This is a genomic window from Bifidobacterium saguini DSM 23967 (assembly GCF_000741715.1).
Taxonomy (GTDB): Bacteria; Actinomycetota; Actinomycetes; order Actinomycetales; family Bifidobacteriaceae; genus Bifidobacterium; species Bifidobacterium saguini.
In genome coordinates this window covers 17,245-40,571 of sequence record NZ_JGZN01000001.1, presented here as the reverse complement: position 1 = coordinate 40,571, position 23,327 = coordinate 17,245, and the positions used below count along the sequence as shown (strand labels likewise).

15 protein-coding genes and 2 rRNA genes are annotated in these 23,327 nt (G+C 57.2%); 5 read left to right on the top strand and 12 right to left on the bottom strand.

The genetic code is table 11. The annotated features are described in order from the left end of the window. Together BISA_RS00115 and BISA_RS00110 are read right to left on the bottom strand one after the other, a co-directional pair. Positions 1-950: ribosomal RNA gene (locus BISA_RS00115) — 23S ribosomal RNA — on the bottom strand; the annotation flags it as partial. A gap of 431 nt (positions 951-1,381) precedes the next feature. Continuing rightward, positions 1,382-2,902: ribosomal RNA gene (locus BISA_RS00110) — 16S ribosomal RNA — on the bottom strand. A 537-nt stretch (positions 2,903-3,439) separates the two neighbouring features. Between BISA_RS00110 and BISA_RS00105 the strand changes: the two genes are divergently transcribed. After that, positions 3,440-4,195 carry a Sir2 family NAD-dependent protein deacetylase gene (locus BISA_RS00105; protein ID WP_033889487.1) on the top strand — a complete coding sequence of 252 codons (756 nt, stop codon included), beginning with the start codon at positions 3,440-3,442 and terminating at the stop codon, positions 4,193-4,195. Positions 4,196-4,355: 160 nt separating this feature from the next. Here the strand turns inward: BISA_RS00105 and ilvA are convergent, their stop codons facing one another. The 5 genes from ilvA to BISA_RS00080 form a co-directional block, all read right to left on the bottom strand. After that, positions 4,356-5,621: a threonine ammonia-lyase gene (gene ilvA / locus BISA_RS00100; RefSeq protein WP_033889486.1), complete on the bottom strand. Its 1,266-nt coding sequence runs from the start codon at positions 5,619-5,621 to the stop codon at positions 4,356-4,358. 68 nt (positions 5,622-5,689) lie between these two features. Next, the gene (locus tag BISA_RS00095) at positions 5,690-7,513 is read right to left on the bottom strand and encodes an alpha-glucosidase (RefSeq protein WP_033889484.1); all 1,824 of its coding nucleotides are present in this window, start codon (positions 7,511-7,513) and stop codon (positions 5,690-5,692) included. A gap of 282 nt (positions 7,514-7,795) precedes the next feature. After that, positions 7,796-8,680, bottom strand: a complete 885-nt coding sequence (locus BISA_RS00090) for a carbohydrate ABC transporter permease (protein WP_033889483.1) — start codon at positions 8,678-8,680, stop codon at positions 7,796-7,798. Positions 8,681-8,701: 21 nt separating this feature from the next. Continuing rightward, entirely contained in the window at positions 8,702-9,640 is a 939-nt protein-coding gene (locus BISA_RS00085) for a carbohydrate ABC transporter permease (protein WP_033889481.1), read from the bottom strand. Positions 9,641-9,662: 22 nt separating this feature from the next. Next, positions 9,663-10,952 carry an ABC transporter substrate-binding protein gene (locus BISA_RS00080; protein WP_033889479.1) on the bottom strand — a complete coding sequence of 430 codons (1,290 nt, stop codon included), beginning with the start codon at positions 10,950-10,952 and terminating at the stop codon, positions 9,663-9,665. 178 nt (positions 10,953-11,130) lie between these two features. On the opposite strand from BISA_RS00080, the gene BISA_RS00075 reads away from it, so the two are divergent. Then, positions 11,131-12,345 (top strand): ROK family protein, encoded by a 1,215-nt coding sequence (locus BISA_RS00075; RefSeq protein WP_033889478.1) that lies wholly within the window; start codon positions 11,131-11,133, stop codon positions 12,343-12,345. Between the two features lie 331 nt (positions 12,346-12,676). Here the strand turns inward: BISA_RS00075 and BISA_RS00070 are convergent, their stop codons facing one another. Together BISA_RS00070 and BISA_RS00065 are read right to left on the bottom strand one after the other, a co-directional pair. Continuing rightward, positions 12,677-15,007 (bottom strand): alpha-galactosidase, encoded by a 2,331-nt coding sequence (locus BISA_RS00070; RefSeq protein ID WP_033889476.1) that lies wholly within the window; start codon positions 15,005-15,007, stop codon positions 12,677-12,679. A 121-nt stretch (positions 15,008-15,128) separates the two neighbouring features. Next, positions 15,129-15,647 carry a nucleoside deaminase gene (locus tag BISA_RS00065; RefSeq protein WP_152597281.1) on the bottom strand — a complete coding sequence of 173 codons (519 nt, stop codon included), beginning with the start codon at positions 15,645-15,647 and terminating at the stop codon, positions 15,129-15,131. A 136-nt stretch (positions 15,648-15,783) separates the two neighbouring features. Here BISA_RS00065 and BISA_RS00060 point away from each other — a divergent pair, with 136 nt between their 5' ends. Further along, on the top strand, positions 15,784-17,856 hold the full coding sequence (locus BISA_RS00060) for a cation:proton antiporter (protein WP_033889473.1): 2,073 nt from the start codon (positions 15,784-15,786) through the stop codon (positions 17,854-17,856). A gap of 100 nt (positions 17,857-17,956) precedes the next feature. Here BISA_RS00060 and BISA_RS00055 read toward each other — a convergent pair whose 3' ends face one another. From BISA_RS00055 to BISA_RS00045, 3 genes are all read right to left on the bottom strand, one after another. After that, a complete protein-coding gene (locus BISA_RS00055) occupies positions 17,957-18,700 on the bottom strand; it encodes a sulfite exporter TauE/SafE family protein (protein ID WP_051917229.1) in 744 nt (247 codons plus the stop codon). Positions 18,701-18,788: 88 nt separating this feature from the next. Next, positions 18,789-19,559, bottom strand: coding sequence for an alpha/beta hydrolase (locus tag BISA_RS00050; protein WP_033889472.1), 771 nt, complete (start codon positions 19,557-19,559; stop codon positions 18,789-18,791). Between the two features lie 103 nt (positions 19,560-19,662). After that, a complete protein-coding gene (locus BISA_RS00045; RefSeq protein ID WP_033889471.1) occupies positions 19,663-20,532 on the bottom strand; it encodes a hypothetical protein in 870 nt (289 codons plus the stop codon). Between the two features lie 405 nt (positions 20,533-20,937). Here BISA_RS00045 and dcd point away from each other — a divergent pair, with 405 nt between their 5' ends. Further along, positions 20,938-21,519 (top strand): dCTP deaminase, encoded by a 582-nt coding sequence (dcd, locus tag BISA_RS00040; RefSeq protein ID WP_033889470.1) that lies wholly within the window; start codon positions 20,938-20,940, stop codon positions 21,517-21,519. A gap of 106 nt (positions 21,520-21,625) precedes the next feature. Beyond that, positions 21,626-23,218, top strand: a complete 1,593-nt coding sequence (locus tag BISA_RS00035) for an FIVAR domain-containing protein (protein ID WP_033889469.1) — start codon at positions 21,626-21,628, stop codon at positions 23,216-23,218. Positions 23,219-23,327: the final 109 nt, after the last annotated feature.

Here is a 23,327-nt window from a genome sequence, read left to right as displayed (position 1 = left end):
CGGGCCCTCAAGCATCCAGTAGCTCTACCCCCCGGATGTACTCACCCGACGCTGCACCCAAATGCATTTCGGAGAGAACCAGCTATCACGGAATTTGATTGGCCTTTCACCCCTAGCCCCAGGTCATCCCCCCGGTTTTCAACCCAGGTGGGTGCGGTCCTCCACGCGGTCTTACCCGCGCTTCAACCTGCCCAGGGCTAGATCATCCCGCTTCGGGTCCAGGACGAGCGACTCAAACGCCTTTTAAGACTCGCTTTCGCTACGCGTCCGCCACACGGCTTACGCTTGCCACCCGCCACTGACTCGCAGACTCATTTTTCGATAGGCACGCCGTCACCCCTAAAGGCTCCGACGGTTTGTAGGCGCACGGTTTCAGGAACTCTTTCACTCCCCTCCCGGGGTGCTTTTCACCTTTCCCTCACGGTACTAGTACGCTATCGGTCAGACGGGAATACTTAGGCTTACCCAACGGTCTGGGCGGATTCACACGGGGTTCCACGGGACCCGTGCTACTTGGGAGACGCGAATCGGCGGTCCATGCGCGTTCGGGTACGGGGCCATCACCCTCTACGGCCCGGTATCCAACCCGGTTCCCCTCGCACATGGATTTATCACCGCCGGCCGGCCCGTCGGAGCCGGCGCACGCGTTCCCACAACACCCCTGCCGCAACCCCCGACGGGTACCACACGGCAAAGGTTTGGCCTGATCCGCTTTCGCTCGCCACTACTCACGGAGTATCCTTTCCTGCAGGTACTGAGATGTTTCACTTCCCTGCGTACCCCCCGCACCGAAGTGCGGTGACCGCCCACAACGGCGGCCGGGTTCCCCCATTCGGAGATCCTCGGATCGAAGCCCTGTTGACGGCTCCCCGAGGCCTATCGCGGTCTCACACGTCCTTCATCGGTCCCGTCTGCCAAGGCATCCACCATACGCCCTTGCGGGCGAAACACCCGCGCAACGCAACAATGCTGCCAGACGACAAATCAATCGACACTACATCAGATCACAAAACGATCGGAACGAACACCAAACAAAACTGTTCGGAGTCCGAACGAAATCAACAGCAAAAAACAAGCCGAAGCATGTTTCTTGCTCGCGTCCACTATCCAGTTCTCAAACCACCACGCACCCGCACGACCAGCCGACCGGAAACCAAACCGGGCGACCAGACCCACGGGGCACCGAACCGCGCCGAGACCAACGTCTCGGGGTGGCGATCCGGGAGCCCAAAAGCGCATCCGCACCACTCCACGGCCATCCCACGACGGACAGGCCGAAAGCCAACGATCTCTTCCACACCAGCGACCGGAAACCAACCGGGACCGTCCCGGCCGTCCGGCCCACACCGGCCTCCAAGCAGAGGCCTGAATAACTCCGTAGAAAGGAGGTGATCCAGCCGCACCTTCCGGTACGGCTACCTTGTTACGACTTAGTCCCAATCACGAGCCTCACCTTAGACGGCTCCCCCCATTACTGGTTAGGCCACCGGCTTCGGGTGCTGCCCACTTTCATGACTTGACGGGCGGTGTGTACAAGGCCCGGGAACGCATTCACCGCGACGTTGCTGATTCGCGATTACTAGCGACTCCGCCTTCACGCAGTCGAGTTGCAGACTGCGATCCGAACTGAGACCGGTTTTCAGGGATCCGCTCCAAGTCGCCTTGTCGCATCCCGTTGTACCGGCCATTGTAGCATGCGTGAAGCCCTGGACGTAAGGGGCATGATGATCTGACGTCATCCCCACCTTCCTCCGAGTTAACCCCGGCGGTCCCTTATGAGTTCCCATCCGAAATGCTGGCAACATAAGGCGAGGGTTGCGCTCGTTGCGGGACTTAACCCAACATCTCACGACACGAGCTGACGACGACCATGCACCACCTGTGAACCCGCCCCGAAGGGAAACGCCATCTCTGGCGTCGTCGGGAACATGTCAAGCCCAGGTAAGGTTCTTCGCGTTGCATCGAATTAATCCGCATGCTCCGCCGCTTGTGCGGGCCCCCGTCAATTTCTTTGAGTTTTAGCCTTGCGGCCGTACTCCCCAGGCGGGATGCTTAACGCGTTGGCTCCGACACGGAACACGTGGAACGTGCCCCACATCCAGCATCCACCGTTTACGGCGTGGACTACCAGGGTATCTAATCCTGTTCGCTCCCCACGCTTTCGCTCCTCAGCGTCAGTAACGGCCCAGAGACCTGCCTTCGCCATTGGTGTTCTTCCCGATATCTACACATTCCACCGTTACACCGGGAATTCCAGTCTCCCCTACCGCACTCAAGCCCGCCCGTACCCGGCGCGGATCCACCGTTAAGCGATGGACTTTCACACCGGACGCGACGAACCGCCTACGAGCCCTTTACGCCCAATAATTCCGGATAACGCTTGCGCCCTACGTATTACCGCGGCTGCTGGCACGTAGTTAGCCGGCGCTTATTCGACAGGTACACTCACTCACGCTTGCTCCCTGACAAAAGAGGTTTACAACCCGAAGGCCTCCATCCCTCACGCGGCGTCGCTGCATCAGGCTTGCGCCCATTGTGCAATATTCCCCACTGCTGCCTCCCGTAGGAGTCTGGGCCGTATCTCAGTCCCAATGTGGCCGGTCGCCCTCTCAGGCCGGCTACCCGTCGAAGCCACGGTGGGCCGTTACCCCGCCGTCAAGCTGATAGGACGCGACCCCATCCCACGCCGCGAAAGCTTTCCCAGAAGACCATGCGATCAACTGGAACATCCGGCATTACCACCCGTTTCCAGGAGCTATTCCGGAGCATGGGGCAGGTCGGTCACGCATTACTCACCCGTTCGCCACTCTCACCACCAGCAAGCTGATGGATCCCGTTCGACTTGCATGTGTTAAGCACGCCGCCAGCGTTCATCCTGAGCCAGAATCGAACCCTCCACAAAAAAACAATGCGGAAAGACATCGAATAGATGACTCTCAAAACAAAAAATTGACGAGCAATCCTTTTAAGGAAAAGGACACACTCACAAAAACCTCATCCCGTTTCAACCAACCAAGGACCCAACCGACAAAACAATCAGGCACGAGACAAGCTGGCAATCATTGACTATAAAGAAGTAGTACAAACACGCTCTTGAGTTCTCAAACCACCACCACACCGGCAAGCAGCCAACCAACCAAGGGAAGGAAACCCGCCGTGCCGAGCGGCAACAGATGAATAACCTACACGAACCCAAACAACAATGCAAATCAGGGCGCGAAAAACCCTAGGAAACGGCATCATAGCGCGCCTCCCTCGGCGTGTCGCACAGAGCCGATTTTCGATCTTTTTTTTGCTCTGCTACGCACAACATACGCTTCAAACATGTCTTGCACTTAAACAAATCCAGAAATATGAGACACGATTAGCGAAAATCTGAGCACAATCGCCTGCAACAATCATCACCTCTCGTTCATCGAAGCCGGGTATACCTATATTTATGACTAAGAAGATTGCTGTATTAACTGGTGCCGGCATCTCAACCTCAGCCGGTATCCCTGACTTCCGCGGACCGGATGGTGTTTGGACCAAGCACCCTGAACAAACCAGTGTGTATGACATTGATTTGTTCATGAACAATAAAGAGGATCGCGAATATTCCTGGCGCTGGCAGAAAGAGTCACCAGTGTGGAATGCCCAGCCAGGCGCTGCGCATAAAGCATTAGTCAAGCTGGAACAGGCAGGCATGCTGACTTTGCTGGCTACGCAGAACTTCGATGCTCTGCACGAAAAAGCCGGCAACAGCCCAGATATTATCGTGAATCTGCATGGCACCATCGGCACCTCGCATTGCATGAAGTGCCACCAAAAGTACAATACGGCCGACATCATGGCACGGCTGGATGAGGAACCCGATCCGCATTGTCATCGCAAGCTCAAGTACCGCGGCGATATGCCATGCAACGGCATCATCAAAACGGATGTGGTGTATTTCGGCGAAGCATTACCCGATGGCGCAATGGAAAAGTCCTACGATCGAGCCACTAAGGCCGACGAACTGTGGGTTATCGGCTCCACATTGGAGGTGTACCCTGCAGCAAGCATTGTGCCAGTCGCCGCGCAAGCCGGCGTACCAATCACCATTATGAATATGGGACGCACGCAGTATGACCGTTTAGCCACGCGACTAATTCACGAAGACATTGCCACCGCACTGCCCGAGCTGGTGGATGAAACGATCGCGGCGGCAGAATAATCGATTCGCGTCAACGTTATAGCGAACATACTATTCACGGAGTAAAGCGAAGGGCTGTGGCATGATGTCCCCGACCGTAAGCTTGGCCGAACGGCCTTGAGCGTGTCGGGAACATCATGCCACAGCCCTTCGCGGTCTGCGCACCATCCGCAAATATGTATCAGTAAATGCGCTTGGGCTGGAAGCCGGCTTCCTTGAGCGCTGCAAGAATGCGGTCGATGTGGTCCGGGCCATTGGTCTCAACCGTGACGCCGAGCGACACCGCATTCGTGTAGTGGCCGGACGCCTTGAACTGATCGTGATCGAGGGCAATCACGTTCGCACGTTCCTTGGCAAGCAAAGTGGCGACCTTGACGAGCTGACCTGGCGTATCCGGAAGCTCAACTTCAAAGTTCATAATGCGGCCGCGGGCAATCATGCCCTTCTGAATCACGGCACCCATCGTCACGGTATCAATATTGCCGCCGGACATAATCGGCACCACCACATGCGGGCCTTCTGCGGCCGCGAACTTGCGGGAGCGTAGATTCAGATGTTCCAGAGCGGCCAGCGAAACTGCACCGGCAGCCTCAACCACAAGCTTGTGCTTTTCGAGCATGAGCAGAATCATCTCGTTGATGTCACGCTCGGTGACGGTGACGAGATCATCAAGGAATTCATTGAGCAGCGCGTACGGCAAATCGCCCGGATGCTTGACGGCGACACCCTCAGCCGAAGTAATCACCTGATCGGCTTCGGTGACGCGGCCGGCCGCAAACGAGTTCTTCCATGCAGGGCTACCTTCCGGAATAGCGCCAATCACGCGCACTTCCGGTCTGAAGGTCTTGATGGCGAGCGCAACGCCGGCACCAAGTCCACCGCCGCCAAGCGGCACGACCACGTCGGTGACGTTCGGCACATCCTCGAGAATTTCCAGACCGATGGTGCCCTGACCGCAGATGACCTCATAGTCGTCGAACGGCGGCACGTAAATCATGCCTTCGGTTTTGGCGAGCTCAGCGGCGTGAGCCGCGGCTTCATCGAATACATCACCGTAGAGCACAACGTCAGCGCCGTAGGCCTTGGTGGCGTCCACCTTGAGCGGCGGAGTGATTTGCGGCATGCAGATAGTGGCCTTGGCACCACGTTCGCGAGCGGCATAGGCAACGCCTTGAGCATGGTTGCCAGCGGAGGCGGTGACGATACCGTGGGAAAGCTGTTCTTCGGAAAGGGATGCAATCTTGTTGTAGGCGCCACGAATCTTGAATGATCCAGTGACCTGAAGGTTTTCGGGCTTCAGCAGAATCTCATGACCGGTCATTTCGCTCAATGCTGGAGAAGGAATAATCTCCGTGTGGCGGGCTGTGCCCTTGAGTCGTTCGGCAGCGAGCTTCAGTTCCGCTGCGTGATCACGTTGCAGCGCCTTTAAAACATCCTTTTGTTCCATGCTCGATATTGTAAAACGGCGGGCCGTTAGGAACGGTCCGCCGTCTCAACAAGCGCTCATTTGTGGCATTACAGCTGGATTACAGCAGCCTCCCACGGGTCAAGCTCGCTGTTGGCGAGGGAGACGACCGTATGGCTGGCATCGTAGTTGCTAATCAGCACGTCCGGCTCGGTGACGCCAGCGGCAACCAGTTCCTTGGCGTCATGCGGCAAATCAACCGTGCGGCCAGACAGGTTGACCACCACCAGCAAACGATCATGGCCCAGAGTGCGGGTGAACGCGTACACATGCTCGTCATTCGAATCAATGAGGTTCCATTCGCCAGCTGCAACGACTGCCTTCTCATGGCGCAGTGCGATGAGCTGCTTGTAGAACGAATACACAGAGCTCGGATCATCGAATTCGCTGGCGGCGTTGATCTCCGCATGGTTCGGGTTCACGGAAATCCACGGTTCGGTGGCGGCATCCGGTGAGGTGAAGCCGGCGTACTTCGAGCCATCCCACTGCATCGGGGTGCGCGCATTATCGCGGCCGATGAGCTCAAGGGCGTCCATCATCGATTCAGGCGTCTGAATCTTGGCTTCCTCTACGCGCTGGCGGAAAGCGTTGAGCGACTCCAGATCGCGATACTGGTCGAGGCTCTTGAAGTGTGCGCCGGTCATACCGAGCTCTTCGCCCTGGTAGATGTATGGGGTGCCGCGGTGCATGTGGAGCAGCAGACCGAAGGCCTTGGCGGACAGCACACGGTTCTCCTCGGTGGTGTCGTCGCCCCAACGGGAGACCACGCGCGGCTGGTCATGGTTGCAGAAGAACAGGCTAGCCCAGCCGGCGTTCTTTACTGCTTCCTGCTGACCGGCCATCTTCTCGCGCAAGTTCTTGACCTCGAACGGCACAACATCCCACTTGGAGGTCGGCTTCTGATCAACGCCTACATGGTCGAAGAGGAACAGCATATCCAACTCACGGTTGGCCGGATCGGTGATGTGCTCGTTGCGAGCCGGAACTACGCCAGGAGCCTCGCCAACGTTCATGTAGCCTTCGCGCTTTTCGAAGACTTCGCGACGCATTTCGGCGAGGAATTCATCCACGCGCGGGCCGTCCGAGCACCACGGGAACGGGGAGGAATAGCCCTCCGGGCCGACCGGATAATCCTCAATTTCAGAACCCGGTTCACCCGGCAGCTTGCCGTTCTTGTCGATGGTCTTGGAAATCTGGGTGATGACGTCCATACGGAAGCCGTCGATGCCGCGATCCATCCACCAGTTCATCATGTCGTACACGGCGTGACGTACGGCTGGATTCTCCCAGTTCAGGTCAGGCTGTTTCTTGGAATACTGGTGGAAGAAGTATTCGCCGCGCTCCGGGCAGTACTCCCATGCGGAGCCACCGAAGTAGGAGCCCCACTGGTTCGGTTCGGCACCCGGAGTGCCAGGTTCGAAACCCGGGCGAGCAGGACGCCACCAGTACCAGTCGGCGTGCGGATCGTTCTTGTCCTTGGAAGCCTGGAACCATGCGTGCTCGTCAGAGGTGTGGTTCACGACCAAATCCATCACAATCTTCAGGCCACGCTTGTGGGCTTCGGCCAGCAGCTCGTCCATGTCTTCGAGGGAGCCAAACAACGGGTCGATGTCCTGATAATCGGAGATATCGTAACCGTTATCGTCCTGCGGGGACTTGTAAACCGGGGAGAGCCAAACCACATCGACGCCAAGATCGGCCAAATAGTCGAGGCGAGAGGTAATGCCCTTGATATCACCCAGACCGTCACCGTTGGTGTCCTGGAAGGAACGCGGGTACACCTGATACACCACGGCATTGGACCACCACGGATTCGGAGTTGCACCGTTGGTGCGAACGGAGTCGGGAACCTCGATGCGCTGTTCGTTAGTCATCGCTGCGACCTTTCTCATCAATCATCGTTGATTATTACTGCTTGGTAATTATTGAAACAGCCCGATGGTTTTATTCCCATCGGGCTGTTCATCGGACGTGCCGGAAAGTAATTATTTGACGGCGTCCTGCAATTACGGACTCGCCTGCGGCGAGACTCAGTGTTACCTCGCGAGTACGCGGCCTGCCGGCCGCCCGAGCCGGAAAACAGCCCACCGGGGCTGTTTTCTTAATCGGCTCGTCTCGCTCGGCGCTGTTAAGTAATTGCAGCGCCCGCGCTGCAATTACTTAACAGCGCCCCTCATGACTCCACCAACGACCCACTTTTGGGCGAAGATGTAGACGACGAGGATCGGGGCCATCGCCATGAGGTAGCTGGAGAAGGCCATCGGGTAGTTGGTGGCGAACTGCGAGCTGAACACGTACTGGGCCAGCGGGATGGTCTGGTTCGACTGGTCGGTAAGCACGATCAACGGCAGGAGGAAGTCGTTCCAAGCCCACAGCGCGGTCAGGATGGCGATGGTGGCGTTGATCGGGCTCATCAGCGGGAAGATGATGGTCCAGAAGATGCGCCACGTGGACGCACCATCGATGCGCGCCGCCTCTTCCAGCGAGACCGGAATCGAGCGAATGAAGCCGGTGGCGATGAACAGGTTGGTGCCCAGACCGAGAACGGTGTACAGGATGATCAGGCCAAGCTGGTTATCCAGATGCAGCGAGCCCATCTGCTTGGCGATCGGCAGCATGACCACCGGGAACGGCACGAACATGGCGGCGATGAAGAAGTAATACAGGAAGCGGAAGAACCGCTTGTCCATGTTGCGGGCCACCGCGTAGGCCACGAAGGTGTTGGTCAGCAGGGTGAGCACCACGGCCACGACCGTGATGATTGCGGAGTTGAGCGCGGCCTTCGGATAGTTCACCTTGGCGGAGGCGTCGGCGAAATTACCCCACTGCCACGAAGTGGGCAGGGCGAACGTACCGGCTTCGGCCGGGGTTTTCAGCGCGGTGACGATGGTGAAATACAGCGGTACCAGAATCGTCAGCGACAGCACGGCCACGGCGGCGGTCAGCCACCAGTTGATGTTGCGGTCCTTGCGGTACTTGACGGGCGCGGCCTTGGCGGAAGCGCCGGACTTGGATGGCGAAGCGAGAGTTGCAGTAGTCATTGGTCTTTCCTCTACCCGAAATCAGATCTGTTCCTGGCTGCGGGAGATGCGCAGCTGGATGAAGGCGATAATCGCCAGCACGATGAAGAAGAGCACGGCGTTCGCGGTCTGGTAGGCATACTCGCCACCGGTCAGACCGCCCTTCCAGATGAGGTAAGTGACCGTTTCGGTGGCGGAGTTCGGGCCGCCGTCGGTCAAGGCCACGACCTGATCGAACGTGCCGAGCGCGTTCTTCATGGACAGCACGAGGTTGATGGTGAAGAACGGTCCGATGAGCGGGAAGGTGATCTTCCAGAACTTCTGCCACGGGTTGACGCCGTCAAGGGCGGCGGCCTCGTAGATCTCATCGTCGATGGTCTGCAGGCCGGCAAGGTAGATGAGCACGGAGTAGGCCACGCCCTGCCATACGGCGAGAAACACGATCGGAATCCAGCTCAGCTGCTCGTTGGTCAGCAGCGACGTGGACAGCCATTCGATGCCGAGCGCCTTGCCGAGCTCGGGCAGCGGGTTCATGAAGATGTATTTGAACACGTAGCCGATGACCAGCACGGAGAGGGTGTAAGGCACGAAGAAGATGGCGCGGAAGCCGTTCTTGAAGGCGATCTTCGAGTTCAGCAGCACCGACAGGAACAGCGCGATCACATTGATGAGCACCGTGATCGCGATGGCGATGAGCAGCGTGAACAGGTAGGCGTGGCCCACACGGTTGTCCTGGAACAGGGCGATGTAGTTCTTGAAGCCGATGAACTTGTAGTCGCCGTAGCCCTGGGAGTTGGTGAAGGAGTACTTCACACCGTCAAGGAACGGCAGATACAGGAAGAAGGCGAAGATGATCGCCGCCGGGACCGCCATCCAGTAGTAGGCGGGATCGACCTTGCGCTTGGAGAAGGCGGAGACCTTCTTCTTGGCCGGTTTGGCTGGCTTGCGCGATGCTGGCTGACCGATGATTGCGTTGGACATTATTGTTCTCCTCTCCTGCTCGTCACTCGAAGGTCCTGGCCTGGACCTTGTCCCATTCGGTCTGCATCTGGCTCAGGAATCGATCGGTATTGCCGGACGTGACCATGGTCTGCAGATAGCCGCCGATATTGATGGACGAGGGGATGTAGTGGTCGCAGAAATCGGCCAGACGGTTCTCCTCGAAGAACGGGCGCACGGTTTCCAGCGCTTCGTTGCCGAAGTACGTGTCCTTGAGCGGGGTGATGGCGGACTGGGCGTCAGCGTAGGCGTCGAGCTGTTCCTTCTGCATCATGAACTCGACGAGCTTCATCGCCTCGTCCTTGTGCTTGGTGTTGGCGCCGATGGTAAGCATCACGTCGTCGCCGGCGGTGAGAATCTGCTCGTCGGCATCATCCGAGGCAGGCATCTGCGCGAAGCCGAGGTTGATGTCTTTATTGATGAGCAGGATCTGCGGGATGGCGTAGGTGCCGAGCGGGATGATCGCGGCCTTGCCTTGGGCGAAGCTCTGCGTGCCCTGCTGGTAGGTGACGCCGGTGTCGGCGGTGGAGTAGGTGAAGAGCTCGGCCTCCTTCTCGACTGCCGTCTTCCACAGTTCCTGGAAGGTGGTCTTGCCCTGTTTCAGCTCGGTGTACTTGGTTTCAGGGACGAGCGTGCCGGCGAGCGAGGCAAGCGGCGCCTGCGTGGTCCACGCGTCCGCCACCGTGCCTTGAATCGGATTGATACCGGCCGCCTTGAATGTGTTGAGCATGTCCGTGAACTCGGTCCAGGTGGTGGGCGGGTTCTCCGGATCGAGGCCGACCTGTTTGAACAGATCCTTGTTGTAGATGTATCCCGAGGCGTTGCCGGCGAACGGCAGGCCGTACAGGCGCTTCTTGGCCGGGTCCGTGGTCTGGACCAGGTTCTTGGCGATATTCACCATGCCGGGATTGAGCGTGTCCACAATCGGCTCGTCAGTGAAATCATAGAAAACGCCGGATGCGGCGAACATACCGAAGCTGATATCGCCGTTGAACGTGATGACGTCCGGCACGCGGTTTTTCACGAAGCGGGTGCGCAAATCAGTTTGGGCGTTGGCGGAGTTGTTGATATTGACCTTGATGGTCGGGTTCTGCTTCTCAAAGTCCTGAACGATGGCCTTGAACGTGTCTGCAGCCTCGGACTTGAACTGGAAGAAGTCGAGAGTGACGGTTCCTGCGGTGCTTGAACCGCAGCCGGCCAGGCCGAAGCCCACAGCGAGCGCGCACACCGTTGCGGCCACGCGCACGCCTAAACGCTTCAGTCTGGAAGTTGGGTACAGGGAATCTGACAGCATTGCTGACTCCTTTGTCTTTCCTTCCACCACTGGCTCCAATGCCAGCGGCAATTCCTCCACCCTCAAAGGTAACGATTTTGGGTTTTCATTCCCAGCGTCTGCGAGCCTGCTTGCGCTGGAAAGTAAAAACGCGCTATTTTGTGATTAACGCAATTAATTATTCGCAAAGGGGCATAGGTTGGCTGATTCCAATGCGATTCCACAATGGTTTTCCGGTTCTGAACATACGCATCGCGTAGCTGCTGCCGTGGCGCAGTACGGTCCGATCGCACGCACCACGTTGGCGCAAATGCTGGGATTGAGCCAAGGTGCACTGTCCAGAATCACTAGTGATTTGATTTATGCAGGGGTGATTGAGGAGCTGCCGGCGAGCGCAACTGCTGGGCTCACTGGCAAGCTGCCGGAGCGGTTCACTCCGAAAGAGAGCTCGGATAGGCGCGGCCGCCCGCAGACTTCGCTGGTACTGTGTGCCAATGCACGCACGTTCGTGGGAGTGAAGGTGCACGGCACTTCGATTGTGTCCGCCGCGGTGAACGCTCATGGCGAGGTGGTTTCCGACCGTCATGAGCTGCCGATTGGTGATGATCAGTCGCCGGAATATGTGGCTACTGCGATTGCTCAACTAACGGCCGCCTGTTCAGAGGATGTTGCAACTGCGGGTCTCCCCTCCCCTACTGCGGTAGGCGTGGCCGTGGGCGGTCATGTGGTGGATGATTCCGTGGTGACGTTCGCGCCATTCCTGCACTGGGATGGTCCGACGGATTTAGGCGCTATGGTTGGCCGCGAAACCGGCCTGCCGTGCGGTGTCTTTAATGATATTGATTCACTGCTGGTGGATGCTTCTTGGTTTGGCCCAGGCGTTGGATTGGATATGTTCGCCGTGGTAACCATTGGCATTGGCGTAGGGTATTCGCTCGCTGTGCATGGTGAGCCGGTGAGCTATCCAGATAAAAGCTATGGCCTGGTGGGCCATGTGCTGGTGGATCCGGAAGGCCCGCGCTGCATAAGCGGGCATATCGGCTGTTCGCAATGTTTGACTGACGATTCGATTGCTGAACAGTATTCCGCGATTGTGGGCAAACCAGTGACATTCGAGGACTTTGCCCGTGATGCTCGAGCCCGAGTTCCGCAGGCTACACAGCTGGTGCATCGCACATGCTTCCGCTTGGGTGCACTAGTGGCGATGGTGGCGAATATCGCGATGCCCGGGCATGTGATGATCGCCGGTGAATCCGCGTTTCTGGCGAAGCTCGGCACGGATTCGTTGCGTGATGGCATCCGGTATTACCGTCATAGTCAGACTCAACCGGTGAAGTTCACGATAGTGAATCACGACTGGCAGCTATGGGCCAAAGCCGCTGCCAGTCGCGTCATCGTGAAGCATATCGGCTGATTCGTCGTTATATCAGGATGATTCCAGTCATAGTCAGACGGTGATCACCACCTAGTCAGATGGCAACCACCCATATTCCCGCCACCCATCTGTTTGACTGTAGGTTTTCAAACGGTCACTGTAGGTTTTCTGACACTGACTGTAGGTTTTTGAACGAATTTCGTTGGAAATCCTACAGTCAGTGTTCAAAAACCTACAGTCAGTGTTGGAAAACCTACAGTCTATAGAGCTACGATCCTTCAATCTCGGACTCGTCACAAGCGAGACTCAATCCATCCTCGTTCGGCTATCACCTCACTCGGACCGCGTCTACTGACAATCCAGTGGATTGTCAGCTTAACGCCACGGCTTTGAACAGGACGGCCTGCTGGGGGTGGAGGGACGGCGGACGGATGCCGTAGCGCTGCAAGGCTTCGCCAGTCATCACCACACCGTCTTCATTCCACCAGCCGAGCGTGCTCTGACCATTGGTCAGACCGGTCAGGTCAAGGCTCGGGTCCAGCGGGCTCACACGGTAACGACGGTCCGGGTCAAGGCCAGGCAGACGAACCGGAGCAGCCGGATAGGTCTGGCCAGTGGTCAGCTGCGTGAAGCGGTAGATCGCTGCATCCCGGCTCGGCATCACCATGCCGTCCAAGCGCACGGCCGGATCGTTGGCATCCGCATGCACGCAAGTGTCAATGGCGAACCAGTCGCGATGCTTTTTGAACTCAGCCACCCATACGGCGAGCTTGGCGAGCGCATCTTCAGGCTCCTTGAGCAAATTCCATTCGATACCCATGTGGCCAAAGAACGCCATCGCCATGCGCAGCTCCTGACTGGTAGCGCGCTGCGTGGAATGTGCCGGGCTGGCACCCACATGCTCACCCATCATGGCTGGCGGAACCAGCAGTGACGTGTAACGCTGAATATCAGCACGCTCTACCGGATCCACGCAGTCGGATGCCCAAATACGGTCGGCATATTCCAAAATGCCAAGGTCCACGCGGCCACCGCCGGACGAGCAGCTTTCAATTTCCAAGCCCGGATGGTTGAGCTTCAATCCTTTGAAAATCTCATACACAGCCAAGGTCTGCGCGTGCACGGCCGGACGACCAGAGTAGCGGGAACCAGGCTCAGTGACCAGCTTGTTGTGATCCCACTTGATGTAATCGATTTTAAGCTCGCCGACCAACGCATCCATCGCACCGAACACATAGTCGAACGCTGCCGGATTAGTGAGGTCGAGCACCTGCTGGCTGCGCCCCTGCATTGGCAGGCGGCCGGCCGTGGGCGAGAGAATCCAATCGGGGTGAGCACGCACCACATCGGAATCGATGTTCACCATTTCCGGTTCGAACCAGAGGCCAAACTGCATGCCCTTACCGTGCACATAGTCGGCGAGCGCCTTCAAAGACTTGTCGCCGTCAGGCCAGACATCCTGGGAAATCTGCCAGTCACCGAGGCCGGAAGTGTCATCACGGCGAGAGCCGAACCAGCCGTCATCCACCACGAAGCGTTCCACGCCGGAGGCTGCAGCCTTGTCGGCGAGTGCGGCGAGTGTATCGAAGTTGTGGTCGAAGTAGACGGCTTCCCAAGTGTTCAAAATCACCGGGCGCCCCTTCGCGAACAAACGCGGATGACGGGAGCGCACATATGCGTGGAAGCGCGCGGCAATCTCATTCAAGCCATCACCGAACGAGCCGAACAGCCAAGGCGTTGCATAGGAGCTCTCTCCCTTATCGTCGCCCTGCGGAGTCAGCGTGACTTCACCGCCGAAGAGCAGTTCGCCGCCGCCGATAATGCCCTGCGTGTACGGCAGCCGTTCGGCGGAGAGCGCAGAGTTGCCGCTCCAGCCCACATGCACCGAATAGGCCTCGCCATGTTCAAAACCGAAACCGGGCACGCCTGCGGTGAGTAGTAAGGATGCGTCGAAGTCCGGCCGACCGGCAAGCTGTGGCTTCTCAAAACGGCCGATGGTCAACGGCTGGCGCTGCGGGCTACGTTCGCGCAGATGGTGGCCGGTAGTGGTAAGAATTTCGCCGGCAAGTTCAGGCACAGGGAATCCGAGTTCGATTTTGCCGATTTCAAGGTTCGCTGCAGCTGGGTCTGCAGCACCTTCCGGAGCATCCAGATTGGTGACGGTCGCCTTCTGGCGAGCCAAACCGCCATCGAGCAGTTCCAGTCGCCATTCAATACCGACCCCGTTTTCCTGATCTTCAGCGTTCACCACCACGCCCGGCACACGAATCGGGCCAGTAGAACGGCTGTGACCGGTAACATCCGTGTAGCTTTCAGCGCTAACTGCATCAAGGGATACGTCGAGCACACCATCAGCCTCAATGCTGGTGACGGTGAACTTCGGGAAGAGTTCGATGCCGGCACGACGCAACACCACGCGCGGCTCACCAATCCAGCTTTCCGCCTGAGTTGGCAGCACGGACGGCCATGCGGTGTTGTCGAGCGCGCCGGAGACGCGCTGCGGCTTCAATGCGTCGTAAGAATCCAACAGAGTTTCAGGGTTGGTGAGCGGACGACCCCAATGCACAATGCGCGGCAGCTCATCGCCTGCAAAAACCAGACCGATTGCCACATTGGCAGTGGGCTGGGCAAGATAGACGGCGGTGAGCGCGGTACCGTCTGTCGAGGTACCGGTGAAGGTCAGCGTTTCGTTCTTGGCCATAGGTCTTATGTCTCCTTTGACGTTGCTGGGATATGGAATTATTACTGCTGCCTTCGATGGTAGGAAATATCGAATATGTTGACTGGGTGCTGCGTGTTGGCCGAGGCACGTAAGTATTTGGTCAGCGGCGTGCGGCAAAGAAGTCGGTGAGAATAGCTTGACAATCGCGCTCAAGAATGCCGCCATGCACTTCGGGAGTGTGACCGATATGCGGGTCGCGCGGAATATCCCATACCGAACCGCATGCGCCGAGTTTGGCATCCCACGCGCCAAACACAATCGTGCCGATATGGGTTTGGACGCAAGCACCAGCGCACATCGGGCAAGGCTCGAGCGTGACCACCAATGTGCAATCAGCGAGATTCCATGCGCGAACGGCTGCGGTAGCAGGTTCCGCAGTCGCCGCATCAGCATTGCTGGATTGCCGTGCGCGAAACTGCGCAGCCTCGCGCATCGCGAGAATTTCAGCATGAGCCAGCGGATCGCCGTGGGTTTCGCGGGTGTTGTATCCGCGGCCGATAATCGCACCTGAAGCATCCAACACCACCGCACCGACCGGTACATCGCCGGCTGCCGCGGCCTGCTTCGCCAACTCAATCGTTTGCCGCATCGCTTCCTCATATGCCACTCTCAAAGCCATACTGCGAGTCTACATACCCAGCAACCACACGTATGCCGCGCAAAACACGCGCTGTCCACTTCGGCGGACGGCTTAACGTGTTGTAGCGATGAGTTTTCTATACTGGCCGAAGCCCGGCGAAGAAGAGAGGACAGTCATGGCAGTATTCGAACTCATCCTATGCATCATTGCAGCGGTGGTAGTGAGTTCTTTTGCCAGTCGTTTCATTCCGAAGGTATCCACGCCGCTCGTGCAGATAGCACTAGGCGTACTCGTGGCATATCTTCCATTTTTCCCAGACGCGCAACTCAACCCGGAACTGTTCATGGTGCTGTTCATTGCACCGCTGCTGTATCTCGAAGCGCATGAAATCGACAAGTCAGCTCTGCTGAAAACTTTGAAATTAAGCCTTTCGCTGGCCATTGGCTTAGCAATTGTGACGATGGTGGCAGTCGGCTTTATTCTGCACGCTGTTTGGCCGGTGATTTCACTCGCTTCCGCACTGGCACTTGGCGCAGCGCTTGGCCCGACCGATGCGGTGGCTGTCAGCTCCCTAGGCAAGGAAGCTTCGCTGACTCAACGTCAGCGCGGCGTGCTTAAAGGCGAATCCTTATTCAATGATGCGTCCGGTATCGTGGGCTTCCAATTCGCATTAGCGGCCGCATTCACTGGCGAATTCGCCATCGGTCAGGCTGCTGGAGAATTCGTGATTTCGTTCTTCGGCGGCACGGTCTTTGGTCTTGTAGTGGCTGCGATAGCTAACTGGGTATTCGAAACCGTGCGATCGCTCGGTTGGGAAACCACTACCACGCGTATTCTGATGGAACTGTTCCTGCCATTCCTGCTGTATTTGGGCGCGGAAGAATTCGGCGTATCCGGCATTCTGTCCGTGGTGGCAGCCGGCTTGTTCATTCGATTCGATCGCACTGGCGTTGGCCCGAATGTGGCGCGCACGAATATTGTGTCCACGTCGGTGTGGGGTGTGCTGAGCTTCTCGCTCAACGGTGCCGTGTTTATTCTGCTTGGTATGCAGTTGCCGCAGGCGATGACGGCCAGCTGGTCTGATCCCTACATCAATAACACGCTGCTTATCGGCATTATTGCTCTGGTGACCGCGGTGGTGATTGTGCTGCGATTCATTTGGGTGGCAGCCATGTTGCGTATCGCCCGCGATATGAACACCGGCAAACGCCGCAAAATGACTCTTGAACGCTGGCGGTCCGCAGCCGTCATGACCTTTGGTGGACCTAAAGGCACTATTACGTTGTCTTTGATGTTTACCATCCCGTATTACATTGCGGGCGGCGCCGTGTTCCCGATGCGTGACGAACTGATTTTCATCGCATCAGGCGTGATTATCCTGACACTGGTTTTGGCGAACTTCCTGCTACCGCTGCTGGCACCAAACCGCGGCAAAGATCCCAGCGCTGAAATGATTCCGATTACGATTGAGGTGCTGCGCAATACCGTAGAAGAGCTGACCGGCCGCATTACGCCGGAAAATCGCCGTGCTGTGCTGATGGTGATTGATTTGTACACCAAGCGCATCAGCCGTTTGAAGCAGCGCAATGGCGATTCCGATCCGCAAGGGTTGGAGCAACTGCAGATTGAAGCACTGCACTGGGAGAAGGAATTTGTACGAGACCGCTTAGCGGAGGATAAGGCGCATCCGGCCGCAGATGCCGCCACTCAGGAACTCAATGTGGAAGCTTGCGAGCGCATGCTTGATCAGATCATGAATACGCTGCGTCACACGTCCACAAATCCGGCATCAGGTCATGCGGTGTCTCAGATTCGTGGACGTGCGCGCATGCTGCAGCGTCGCGCGAGCAATTATGCGAAGCGCACGATTTCCAAGATTCGTCATACTACGCCGCTGGTGAGCGAGGACCAGATTTTTGCTCGCACGCGTGAACTGCAGGTTGAGGCGATTCATCATGTGATTGACCGCCTGGTGGATGAAATGGGCAATAGCACCTATAACACTGAGCACTGCTCCGCGCTGCTTCTGGATTATCGACGAGCTGAGGCTTCGCTGCAAGCCCGCCCGAATATGAGAGGTTCCGCAGCCGTGATTACTCAGGTTGAAGAGGTCAAGAAGGAAAGCTATGCCATCGAACTTGGTGTGATTCAAGACATGCTCGAAGCCGGTGACATCAACCGAGCCCAAGCCAAGACCCTGAGGCGCAACATCTATGTCATGCAGGTTGATGCCGATTCCGGCATCTAACCTGCATGACCGTCGCGGCATAGCCGCTCCCCTCGGCTACAGACAGCCAACCGGGCTGTCTGCTACACGCCTCGGCAGGTTGATGCCGATTACGGCTGCATCACCGTCGCGTCGCCTTAAACGCCACCCAGAAGGAACGCACTAATAGCACGCACAAGTACGCGGTGAACAGGATTGCGCCAGTGCGTGGTGTCACGGCGGAAGCAATCCATGTGCCGAGCGGCGCAGTCAGCGCGGCCACAATACCAATAATGAGCGCGGCCTTCACATGCACCATACGCCTACGCACATTAGCCACGGATGTAGTAATGGCATTGGGGAACATGGCCAGCAGCGAAGTACCGCGAGCAATAAGATCGCTGGCGCCAAACAGAATCGACAAGGCCGGCACGCAAATTGCGCCACCGCCAATGCCCAGTAATCCTGCCAATATACCGGCAATAACACCGAACACAATCAGCCCGACAACAGTGCCAACCGTAAGTTCAATACGCGAATCTCGCGACGGATTCGACATGGCCTGATTGACCATCACAAACAGCAGGAATACCACGAACGCCCAACGCAGCACCAGCTCCGGCAATTTGGATAGTAGCCATGAGCCAATTTGCCCGCCCACGAACATGCCGGCGAATACGATGGCCGCCACTATCCAATCCACGTCACTCTCAAACGCATACGAAATCACACCGGAAACCGCGGTGGGCACAATGGCCATCATCGAGGTCGCAGCTGCGTGACGCTGCGTGAGCCCGAGCCACACCAAGGCGGGCACGATCACTGTGCCGCCACCGATGCCGAACATGCCGGAGAGCACGCCGACAGCCACACCGACCACGGCCATGATGATGAGGCCGCGCGGTGACTCGTCCAGATGATTCTGCTCAATATTGTTGGTGGCATCCCCTGTATTCACGGGCACTAGTGTATGGCTACAGCACGCCGGAAGTGATGTCATTGTCCAGTAACCACTGGCGCAAATCGGCGAATTCCTCAAGACTCACGTTATGGTCGAGCCCGTGGTAGCTCTTGGTTTTGAGCCATGTATGTTCCTCAAGCCAAGCGGCAGTGGCGAACAACTCATATTTCGGCACAACGCCATCGTTTTTGCCGTAGGTGTAGAACACCGGAATGTCCAAGTCGGCGAGACGGCCGTCAGCAGGTGCGGTACCGGGCACCTGACCGGGCGCGTTAAAACCAGACAAGCTGATTACAGCTCGGTATCGCTCTGGGTTTATACGCAGCAAATGCACGGCCACCAATCCGCCTTGGGAGAAGCCGAGCGGCACAATATCGCGGTCGGTAGGAATATTGGCCGCTACCCATGAATCTACAGCCCGAGCAGCAGCATAGGCATCATAGTCAAGATCCTCACCTACGGGCAGCGAACCATGCAACCACGCATAATTGCCGGGATCTAAAGAATCGGCCGACGCTTCAGCCAAAGTGAGCGGTCCGCGCAATGCCACGAAATCGTTGTACGGAGCAATCAGACGCATAATATCCGCCATCTCCTGCTCGTTGGAACCCCACCCATGCAGGCACAGAAATAGCGGATGCGTCAGGTGCTGATTAAAACCGCCGCGCGAGGTCACGCTACACTCCACCGTCAACGGGTCTCCGAAATGGCCGGGCACTTCTGTGGACTCGCGGCCAACCAATGGCTCATATGCGAATCCAGCGGCATTTGCTTCATTGCTCATACCAATCCATCGTAAAGGGCAATAGGGCAAGGCGCCGCCTATCGATTCATGATTTCGGTCACATCACCGGCGCTGCCGGCATTGCAACAAAGCTTGCTGAGTCTTACTGACCGGAATCAGAGCTTGTCGCGTCAGCTGAGTCATCAGCCGCGGTGATGGGCTCAAGATCGCCACCCCACTGCTGCTGCAACGCGGTCATCTTGTCCGCCTCACCGAACACCATCCAACGCTTGCCACTGAGCAGGCGCCAATCGCCTTGGGCTTTCTCATTATCAGAGTATTGATTCAACAGCTCGGCGATTTTCACCTTGATGGGTGCCTTGCCCACTGCTGCCATCGCCTCTGATTCAAAAGATACAAAGGCCATGCGTGGCTCTGTGCACATTTGCACAGTGCTCACCCCTGGAAGACCTCCGGCATCCAAGCCTTGCCAACCGGACGTACACTGTCCGGCAGACTGCTCAATACCTTGTTCCATCTGCGCAGTGCTTTCCACTGGCGCTTTGTCATTGTTCGGAAGAATCAGACCTTGAGGGAATAGCACACCAACGGCTACGCCAACCACCAAGCAGGCACCCGCCAGAACGATGGTCACAATGCCACCGCCGCCAACACCACCGTGAGTGGAATTACGCGGCATGGTGGTGCGGGCCCCAATCACGAACATTAGCGTCAGTCCTATGAGCACTGCTGCGGTTGCAGCGATGTAGCGGCCGGGAACCTTCACGAGGAATGAGATGGCGTAGGGAGCAATCTCATGCACAGCGGAAGATGCGGAAGCAGCCACGGCTAATAAGCCAGTGAACAGCGCCAATCGCCGCAGTATTTTGGAAGCTGGGCTATCAAGTTTGATCTTGGCAGCGCGGCGACCGGAACTATGCGGCCCCTTAGCCCGTTGTCTGCGCTGGGATTGTGGCGCATCCTCGTATTCAGCGCCATCAAAGAAATCGTATTCCTCGCTGCTCTTCCCCATAAGATCGCCCTCCCTGCCGATTCGTTTGCCAGTATACCGCTGAGAAGCTGGGCCAGTCGTCATTCCCGAGGATGAGCGTAAGGAACTGAAAAGTTGACCGGATAAGGGGAAGCCACTTCCACAGGCACATGAATAAAAAAGAACCCCGGCGGTGCGGGCCGCCGGGGAGAGAAAGGAGAGAGAGAAGAAGAAAGGGGTTCAATTATCGGGAACTGCTGCTGTTCCTGTTCAGCTTTCCGCTGACATGTCTTATATAACCATCAGATTCTGTGTTTAATGCTGGGGTTTTCTGAGAATAACCTGAAAATTTTTAAGCTAACGAGGTCTCAGGTCCCCGGCCTTTTCTCTATTGTTTCCGCACTGGGCGCTAAACTTGGGGACAATACTGTAATTCAAGGAGTTTCTATGCTGCTGTCCGACCGCGATATTATCGCCGCACAGTCCGCTGGCCATATTTCACTCGAACCGTGGACCCCCGAAATGGTGCAGCCTGCTTCCATCGACGTGAGGCTGGATCGGTATTTCCGTTTGTTCAATAATCATGCCTACACCTATGTTGATCCGGCAGAGAACCAGGGCGCGCTGACCGAGCAATTCGAAGTGGGTCCTGATGAGCCGTGGATTCTGCATCCCGGTGAATTCGCGTTGGGTTCCACTTGGGAGTATGTGAAGCTGGACCCAACCATTGCTGCTCGTTTGGAGGGCAAGAGCTCGCTGGGCCGCTTGGGTATTTTGACCCACTCGACCGCAGGCTTCATTGATCCTGGATTCGAAGGCCATATCACGCTGGAACTTTCCAATGTTTCCACGTTGCCGGTCAAGCTGTGGCCGGGCATGAAGATTGGCCAGATGTGCTTCTTCCAGTTGAGCTCTCCGGCTGAGCATCCATATGGCTCTGCAAGCACCGGCTCGCATTATCAGGGTCAGCGCGGCCCCACGCCAAGCCGTTCCTACGAAAACTTCTATCGAGCACATATCGACGACTGAGACTGAAACCGCTCACTCGCTTATCCCAGGCAGGTGGCTGCAGTCCATCTGACGATTATTCACCGGCTCGTGCGCCGGTACTTTGTTCGCACGTCAAGGAGATGTAATGACCAACAGTGATGGTGGTTTTCAGTTCGACTTCCAGAACAACAGTGAACCGATCAAGCCGGTAGTACCGCCGCTCCCTACACAAGCAGAACAGCCGACGCAACCTGCCACTTCTGCTACCGCAGGCCAGGAAACTCAGGCGTTTAACCCGTTCCCGCAAACGCAGCCTACGGTTCCCGCACCAGTGCAGCCTACGCAGCCTGTGGCATACACGCAGCCGGCTGCTCCAGCTGCGGCCCAGCCAGTAACCGCGGCTCCCGGCCAACAGCAGTATGTATGGGATCAGGCCACGCAAAGCTTCCGCCCGGTCGCTCCAGCTGCACCAGCCGTCACACCAGCTGCTCCAGCCGTCACACCGGCTGCTGCAACGCCAGCGACTGCACCAGTGGCCCCGGCAGCCCCGACTCAGGCGATGTCTTACACGCCGCAGCCCACTAATCCGGCAGCCGACGAGGGCGCTACGCAGGTATTCCAGCCGGCCCAAACTCCCGCTGCAACTTCACCGTTCAGTACCGCTGCTCAGACTGAGGCCACACAGGCATACACTGCCTTGAATCAGACTCCTGCAGTTCCACTGTCCGCAGAGACCCCGGCTGATGAGGAAGCCACGCAGGTATTCCAGCCGGTCGCTAATGCTCCGGTGAAGCTAGCAGGACTCGAGGAGGAGCCGGCACAGCCGCTGCCTCCGACAATCTCCCCACTGGAAGAATTCGCGGATGAGGACGACTCCGGCGATGGCAACAAAGCCGGACGTCATAACGGCGGTGAGAATAAGCAGGATACCCGCAAGATTGCCATTATTGCCGGCGTGGTAGTTCTGGTGATTGCATTGATTGGCGGCGGGCTGTTCTGGTGGCACTCCAACAGCAGCAAGGTGAGTCAAGCTGCCGCTTTGGTGGAATGCAAGGCTGCGGCTAAGCAATACGATGCTGCTAAGAAGAAGTTGGCAACCGCAGTCTCCAAGGGTCAAACCACTGTTCAGGTTTCCAAGGGCAAGGTTGCGGATAGCACCACGATTGATTCCCTGAACGCGGCAGTAGAAAAGGGACAGAACCCTGAAGATACCGCCAGCTGCGATGCTTCTCTGTCCGCAGATAAGCTCAAGCAGCAGGTTAAGGATATGCAGGATCAGATCAGCACGGTGACTGATCAGACCGATGCTATTAACAGCGGTATCAAGGCTGTTAATGCTTCCGAGAAAACCGCTGATACCAATTCGAAGAAGTCCAAGCTCAGCTCGGCCATTGCTCAGGCGCAAAGCACCTTGAACAACTCTGCCGGCAATGTTGCGGATGAAAGCACTCGAACTGCTTTGCAAACCGCCATCACCAATGCCAATACCATTGCGAACAGCTCGAATCCGTCTGATGCAGATGTGGATAATGCGATTTCCGCACTGCAAAAGGCCGAGTCTGATGTGAATGCTTCCATGCAGTCCAAGCAAAAGGCTGATGCCGATAAGCAAGCGCAGGAAGAGGCTGAAAAGAAGGCACAGGAAGAAGCTCAGCAGCAACTGCAACAGCCGACTCCGAACACTGGTGGCGATAGCGGTAGCACCGACACTGGCAGCGCTACACCTGAGAGCGACTGACTAGCTCACGTCATATAGCAGAAGGTCGGATGGATCATCTCCATCCGACCTTCTTATTTACTTACTGCGCAGCTTCAATTCACAGCTGCAATTGCTGCTCTGTGCGCTT